Origin of the sequence: Streptomyces kebangsaanensis, assembly GCF_001906585.1 — a bacterium.
In the GTDB taxonomy this organism is placed as follows: domain Bacteria; phylum Actinomycetota; class Actinomycetes; order Streptomycetales; family Streptomycetaceae; genus Streptomyces; species Streptomyces kebangsaanensis.
Window position 1 is genome coordinate 43,450 of the sequence record NZ_JUJA01000159.1, and the last position, 6,339, is coordinate 49,788.

Sequence of the window (6,339 nt, forward strand, 5' to 3'; positions counted from 1 at the left end):
CCCGCCACTCCCGGGCGGCGGTCTCCACCAGGCCGCGGGCGAGGGTGGCGATCAGCTGGGCGGTCTCCGCGTGCAGGCACACGTCCGAGACCCGGATCTCCACCGTCGGGTACCGCTCGGACAGCCGCACGTCGAAGTACGCCATCTTCGCGTCGAGGATGACCCCGGTGGCCACCATGTCCGCCACCCGCCGGTGGTACCGCTCCGGCGACCCGAACAGCTCGGTCGGTCCGGCCGACGGCCAGCGGTCCCACACCCGGCTGCGGTAGCTGTCGTAGCCGGTGTCCTCGCCCTGCCAGAACGGGGAGTTGGCGCTGATCGCCAGCAGCACGGGCAGCCAGGGGCGGATGCGGTCCACGACCGCGACGCCCTCCTCGTCCGACTCCACGGCCACGTGCACGTGCATGCCGCAGACGAGCTGTTCCCGGGTGGCGATGCCGTACTGGTCGGCCAGCCACTGGTAGCGGCGGTTCATGCTGATGGTGGGGCTGACCGGCAGCGGGGAGGCGGCCAGCGCGGCCACCGCGCAGCCGATCTCCCCGGCGAGCCGGGCCGCCTCCTTGCGGCAGCGGACGATCTCCGCGCCGAGTTCCGCCATGTCCGTACGGGGATGCGTGGCGAACTCCAGCATCTGGCCGTACAGCTCCTTCTCGAACACGCCCTGGTTCGCTTCGTCCGCCTCGGCCCGCGCGAGCACCGCCGCGGACAGCGCCCTGGGATCCCCGCTCTCCGGGTCGACCAGGAGGAGTTCCTCCTCCACTCCGACGGTCCGCACCTCTTGCCGCCTTTCCGTCCGTCCGCCGCGACCGCGGCGGGACACCGGGTCGTACGACCCCGACTGCCCCGGGACGGCCGCCGGACACCCAGGGCTTGTCCGGAGCTTCCCGCCCGCCGTGCGGCGCTCCCCGGGCCCGGCGGCCGGGAGGTGCCCCCGGGCACGGCACCTCGCCGCGTTGCCGGGATCATCCGCGCACTGGTCGGACGACGGAAAACCCCGGACGAGCCCTGGTGCGGAGAAGGACCCGGCCACCGCCCCGGGAGGGCCGTCGCTCAGCCGGTGTACGGCGTGAGCCAGACCGTGGCCAGCGGGGGCAGCGTGAGACGGACGTGCCCTTCCTCCGGTTTGACCGGCTCGGGGTTGGTGACGTCGCTGCCGCCGTAGCGGGCCGCGTCGGTGTTGAGGACCTCGCACCAGGCGGTGACGTCGACGGGCACGTCCAGGCGGTAGCCGTCGCGGACGACAGGGGAGAAGTTCGACACCGCGAGCAGCGGGGCGCCGGCCGCGTCGTGGCGCAGGAACGCGTAGACGTTGTCGTCGGCCGCGTCCACGGCCACCCAGCGGAAGCCCTCGGGCCGGGTGTCGCGCTGCCACAGGGCCGGGGTGGCCCGGTAGAGCCTGTTCAGGTCGCGCACCAGGTCCTGCACGCCGCGGTGGTCGCCCGCGGCGCAGTAGTCCTCGTCGAGCAGCCACCACTCGGGCCCGTGCTCCTCGGAGAACTCGCCGCCCTGGGCGAACTCCTGGCCCATGAAAAGCAGTTGCTTGCCGGGGTGCGCCCACATGTAGCCGAGGTAGGCGCGGTGGTCGGCGCGCCGCCGCCACCAGTCGCCGGGCATCTTCGACACCAGCGCCCGCTTGCCGTGCACCACCTCGTCGTGGGAGACCGGCAGGACGTAGTTCTCGCTGTAGGCGTACACCATCGCGAAGGTCATCTCGTGGTGGTGGTACTTGCGGTGCACCGGCTCCTTGCTCATGTACTGCAGCGAGTCGTGCATCCAGCCCATGTTCCACTTCAGCCCGAAGCCCAGGCCCCCGGAGTCGGTCGGCGCGGTCACCCCGCCCCAGGCGGTGGACTCCTCGGCGATGGTCACCACCCCCGGCGCCCGCCGGTACACGGTGGCGTTCATCTCCTGCAGGAACGCCACCGCGTCCAGGTCCTCCCGTCCGCCGTACGCGTTGGGCGTCCACTGGCCGGAGTCCCGCGAGTAGTCGAGGTAGAGCATGGAGGCGACCGCGTCCACGCGCAGGCCGTCGACGTGGAACTCCTCGCACCAGTACACGGCGTTCGCGACCAGGAAGTTGCGCACCTCGGTGCGGGCGAAGTCGAACTCGTACGTCCCCCAGTCGGGGTGCTCGGCACGCTGCGCGTTCCCGGGCTCGTACAGCGGGTCCCCGTCGAAGCGGGCCAGCGCCCAGTCGTCCTTCGGGAAGTGCGCCGGCACCCAGTCCATGATCACGCCGATGCCGGCCCGGTGGCAGGCGTCCACGAAGTACCGGAAGTCGTCGGGGGAGCCGAGTCGGGCGGTCGGCGCGTAGTACGACGTGACCTGGTAGCCCCAGGAGGGGCCGTAGGGGTGCTCGGCGACCGGCATCAGCTCCACGTGGGTGAAGCCCATGTCCTTCACGTACGCCGGGAGTCGCTCGGCCAGTTCGCGGTACGTCAGCCCCGGGCGCCAGGACGGCAGGTGCACCTCGTACACCGAGAACGGCGCCTCGTGCACGGGCGTGTCCCCGCGGTGGGCCATCCACTCCTGGTCGCCCCACTCGTGGTGCGCGGCCGTCACGATCGACGCGGTGCCGGGCGGCACCTCGGTGCGCCGCGCCATCGGGTCGGCCTTCAGGAACCGGCCGCCGTACTGCGAGGTGATCTCGAACTTGTACCGGGTGCCCTCGCCGATGCCCGGCAGGAACAGCTCCCACACGCCCGCCGCACCGAGCGAGCGCATCGGGAACGCCGTGCCGTCCCAGCAGGCGAAGTCCCCGGCCACCCGCACCCCCCGGGCGTTGGGCGCCCACACCGTGAACCGGGTGCCGGTCACACCCTGGTGGGTCATCGGCTCGGCGCCGAGCGCCTTCCACAGCTGCTCGTGCCGGCCCTCCCTGATCAGGTGCAGGTCGAGCTCGCCGAGGGCGGGCAGGAAGCGGTACGGGTCGTGGACCTCGTACGCGTCCTCGCCGTAGACCACCACCAGCGTGTACGCGGGGATCTCCGGCAGCGGCAGTACGGCCGAGAACAGGCCGTCGCCCTCGGAGACGAGCGGAGTGCGCTCGCCGTCGATCACCACGCTCACCGCGTCGGCGTACGGGCGCAGCGCCCGGAGGGCGACCCCGCCCGGCACCGGATGCGCGCCCAGCAGCGCGTGCGGATCGTGGTGGGCGCCGGACAGCAGGCGCTCACGGTCGGCGGGGTCCAGGGGCGGGGCCGCGGTGCCCGCTCCCGCCGCGCGGGGCGGGACGGGGCCGGACGGCTCGGGACGTGACGTGTCGTGCAGTGCCACCGGTTCAGCCTCCTCTCACGGCGAGACGTTCGATCGCCGCCATCGGTACGGCGAGCCAGTCGGGGCGGTGCCGGGCCTCGTACAGCACTTCGTACACGGCACGGTCCGTCTCGTAGGCCCGCAGCAGGGCGTGTTTCTTGCGGGGGTCCCAGCCGGCCCGGGACGCGTAGCCGGCGCAGTACGCCTCCCGGCAGCGGCGCGCCCACTCCGGGCGCCAGGGGCGGCGCTGCCGGGCGGCGTAGTCGAAGGAGCGCAGCATGCCCGCCACGTCCCGCACCGGGGACTCGGGCAGGCGGCGCTCGGCGAGCGGACGGGACGGCTCGCCCTCGAAGTCGATGACGAACCAATCGCGCCCGGCCCGCAGCACCTGCCCCAGGTGCAGGTCGCCGTGCACGCGCTGGGCGGGCGGCCCGGCGTCGCAGCTGGCCAGTGCGGCGAACGCGGTCCGCAGCCGGGTCGCGTACGGTCTGAGCGCGGGCACGCTGTGCGCCGCGGCCTCCAGGCGCTCGGTCATCGCCGCCGCCGTCCGCGCCACCTCCCGGTGCCCGCCGGTCGGGAAGGCGCCGGCCAGCGCCAGGTGCACCTCCGCGGTCGCCTGCCCCAGCTGGTGGGCCTGGGCGGTGAAGTCGTCGCCCGTGGCCAGCGCCCGCAGGGCCAGCGTCCAGCCGTCGGCCGCGTCGCACAGGAACGGCTGGAGCACACCGAGTGTCGCCGGCTCCGGCTCGGTGGTACGGAACCACGCCACCGGAGCGGGGACGCGGGCGCAGTCCTGCCGGGCCAGCGCCCAGGGCACCTCCAGGTCCGGGTTGACGCCAGGCTGGACGCGGCGGAAGACCTTCAGGATGAACTCGTCGCCGTACACGATCGAGGAGTTGGACTGCTCGGCGTCCAGCAGCCTGGGCACCAGGCTGCCGGGGATCAGCACGGACGGGTCGGCCTCGAAGCACAGCGGACCGGACGTGCCGGGGTGGCGCAGCCGCTCCAGGAGCAGCCGCGCCGAACGCGGGTCGCACAGCGCGTCGTAGATCGCGAGGCCGGCCAGCGGGCCCTCCACGGGACGGCCGATGAAGGCCCGGTGCAGGCGCGGAATCGGCTGCTGCCGTACGCCGAGCAGCAGCTGGTAGCAGTCGGCGGGCGGCGGCAGGGAGGTGCCGGCGGGGGCGGGCACGGTGCCGTGGCCGGTGGGGACCCCCGCGTGTTCGGCGTGGACCAGCAGGTGCAGACAGCCCGGGAACAGCTCCGTCATCGACAGCAGGCGCAGGTCGGTGACGGGCCGGTCCTTGCCGGCGAACCAGCGCTGGTGCGGCAGCCATGCGCGCAGCAGCGGGCCGAGCGAGGCCATGGGCCCGGCCAAACTCCTGACGGTCGGCGCCGGGGATGCGGTCTTCGGCATGGTCACGCCTCCTTTCGTCGGCCGCGCGGTGGTCACACTCGTCGGCCGATCCGGGATGCGACCTTGGTGAGCCGGAACCAGTAGAAGCCGTGGCCCGCGAGGGTCAGCAGGTAGGGCAGTTCTCCGACGGCCGGAAAGCGGACCCCGCCGATGAGCTCGACCGGGTGCCGCCCGTCGAAGGCCCGGAGGTCGAGTTCGGTGGGCTGGGGGAAGCGGGAGAAGTTGTTGACGCACAGGACCAGGTCGTCCCGGTACTCGCGCAGGAAGGCGAGCACGGCCGGGTTGGAGGACTGGAGTTCGGTGTACGAACCGAGTCCGAAGGCGAAGTTCTGCTTGCGGATCTCGATCATGCGGCGGGTCCAGTGCAGCAGCGAGGAGGGCGAGGACATCGACGCCTCGACGTTGGTGACCTGGTAGCCGTAGACCGGGTCCATGATCGTGGGCAGGAACAGGCGGCCGGGGTCGCAGGAGGAGAAGCCGGCGTTGCGGTCCGGGGTCCACTGCATGGGGGTGCGTACCGCGTCGCGGTCGCCGAGCCAGATGTTGTCGCCCATGCCGATCTCGTCGCCGTAGTACAGGATCGGGCTGCCGGGCAGGGAGAGCAGCAGGGAGCCGAAGAGCTCGATCTGGTTGCGGTCGTTGTCCAGCAGGGTCGCCAGGCGGCGGCGGATGCCGATGTTGGCGCGCATGCGGGGGTCCTTGGCGTACTCGGCCCACATGTAGTCGCGCTCCTCGTCGGTGACCATCTCCAGGGTCAGCTCGTCGTGGTTGCGCAGGAAGATGCCCCACTGGCACTTCGAGGGGATGGCGGGGGTCTTGGCGAGGATCTCGGAGACGGGGTAGCGGCTCTCCCGCCGCACGGCCATGAAGATGCGCGGCATGACGGGGAAGTGGAAGGCCATGTGGCACTCGTCGCCGCCGGCGGCGTAGTCGCCGAAGTAGTCGACCACGTCCTCCGGCCACTGGTTCGCCTCCGCCAGCAGCACCGTGTCGGGGTACTGCGCGTCGATCTCCTTGCGTACGCGCTTGAGGAAGGCGTGCGTGGCCGGAAGGTTCTCGCAGTTGGTGCCCTCCTGTTGGTACAGGTACGGCACCGCGTCCAGCCGGAAGCCGTCGATGCCGAGGTCCAGCCAGAAGCGGAGGGCGGCCAGGATCTCCTCCTGCACCGCCGGGTTCTCGTAGTTCAGGTCCGGCTGGTGGGAGAAGAACCGGTGCCAGTAGTACTGCTTGCGCACCGGGTCGTACGTCCAGTTGGAGGCCTCGGTGTCGACGAAGATGATCCGCGCGTCCTGGTACTGCTTGTCGTCGTCGGCCCAGACGTAGTAGTCGCCGTAGGGGCCGTCGGGGTCCTTGCGGGACTCCTGGAACCACGGGTGCTGGTCGCTGGTGTGGTTCATCACGAAGTCGATGATCACGCGCATGCCGCGCTGGTGGGCGGCGTCGACGAACTCCACGAAGTCGGCCAGGTCGCCGAAGTCGGGGAGTACGGCGGTGTAGTCGGAGACGTCGTAACCGCCGTCCCTGAGCGGGGACTTGAAGAAGGGGGGCAGCCACAGGCAGTCGACGCCCAGCCACTGCAGATAGTCGAGTTTGGCGGTCAGGCCCTTCAGGTCGCCGATGCCGTCGCCGTTGCTGTCCTGGAAGGAGCGGACGAGGACCTCGTAGAAGAC

Annotated in this window: 4 protein-coding genes; all 4 read right to left on the bottom strand. The window is 71.8% G+C overall.

The window, feature by feature from the left end:
* Nucleotides 1-775 (bottom strand): glutamate--cysteine ligase (locus RH94_RS29825; protein ID WP_234426137.1); only part of this gene is annotated, 775 nt, incomplete at its 3' end.
* 275 nt (nucleotides 776-1,050) lie between these two features.
* A complete protein-coding gene (gene glgB / locus RH94_RS29830; protein WP_073951467.1) occupies nucleotides 1,051-3,276 on the bottom strand; it encodes a 1,4-alpha-glucan branching enzyme in 2,226 nt (741 codons plus the stop codon).
* A 4-nt stretch (nucleotides 3,277-3,280) separates the two neighbouring features.
* Nucleotides 3,281-4,669, bottom strand: coding sequence for a maltokinase N-terminal cap-like domain-containing protein (locus RH94_RS29835; protein ID WP_073951468.1), 1,389 nt, complete (start codon nucleotides 4,667-4,669; stop codon nucleotides 3,281-3,283).
* A gap of 32 nt (nucleotides 4,670-4,701) precedes the next feature.
* The coding region (gene treS, locus RH94_RS29840; RefSeq protein ID WP_073951469.1) for a maltose alpha-D-glucosyltransferase at nucleotides 4,702-6,339 on the bottom strand (1,638 nt) is incomplete at its 5' end.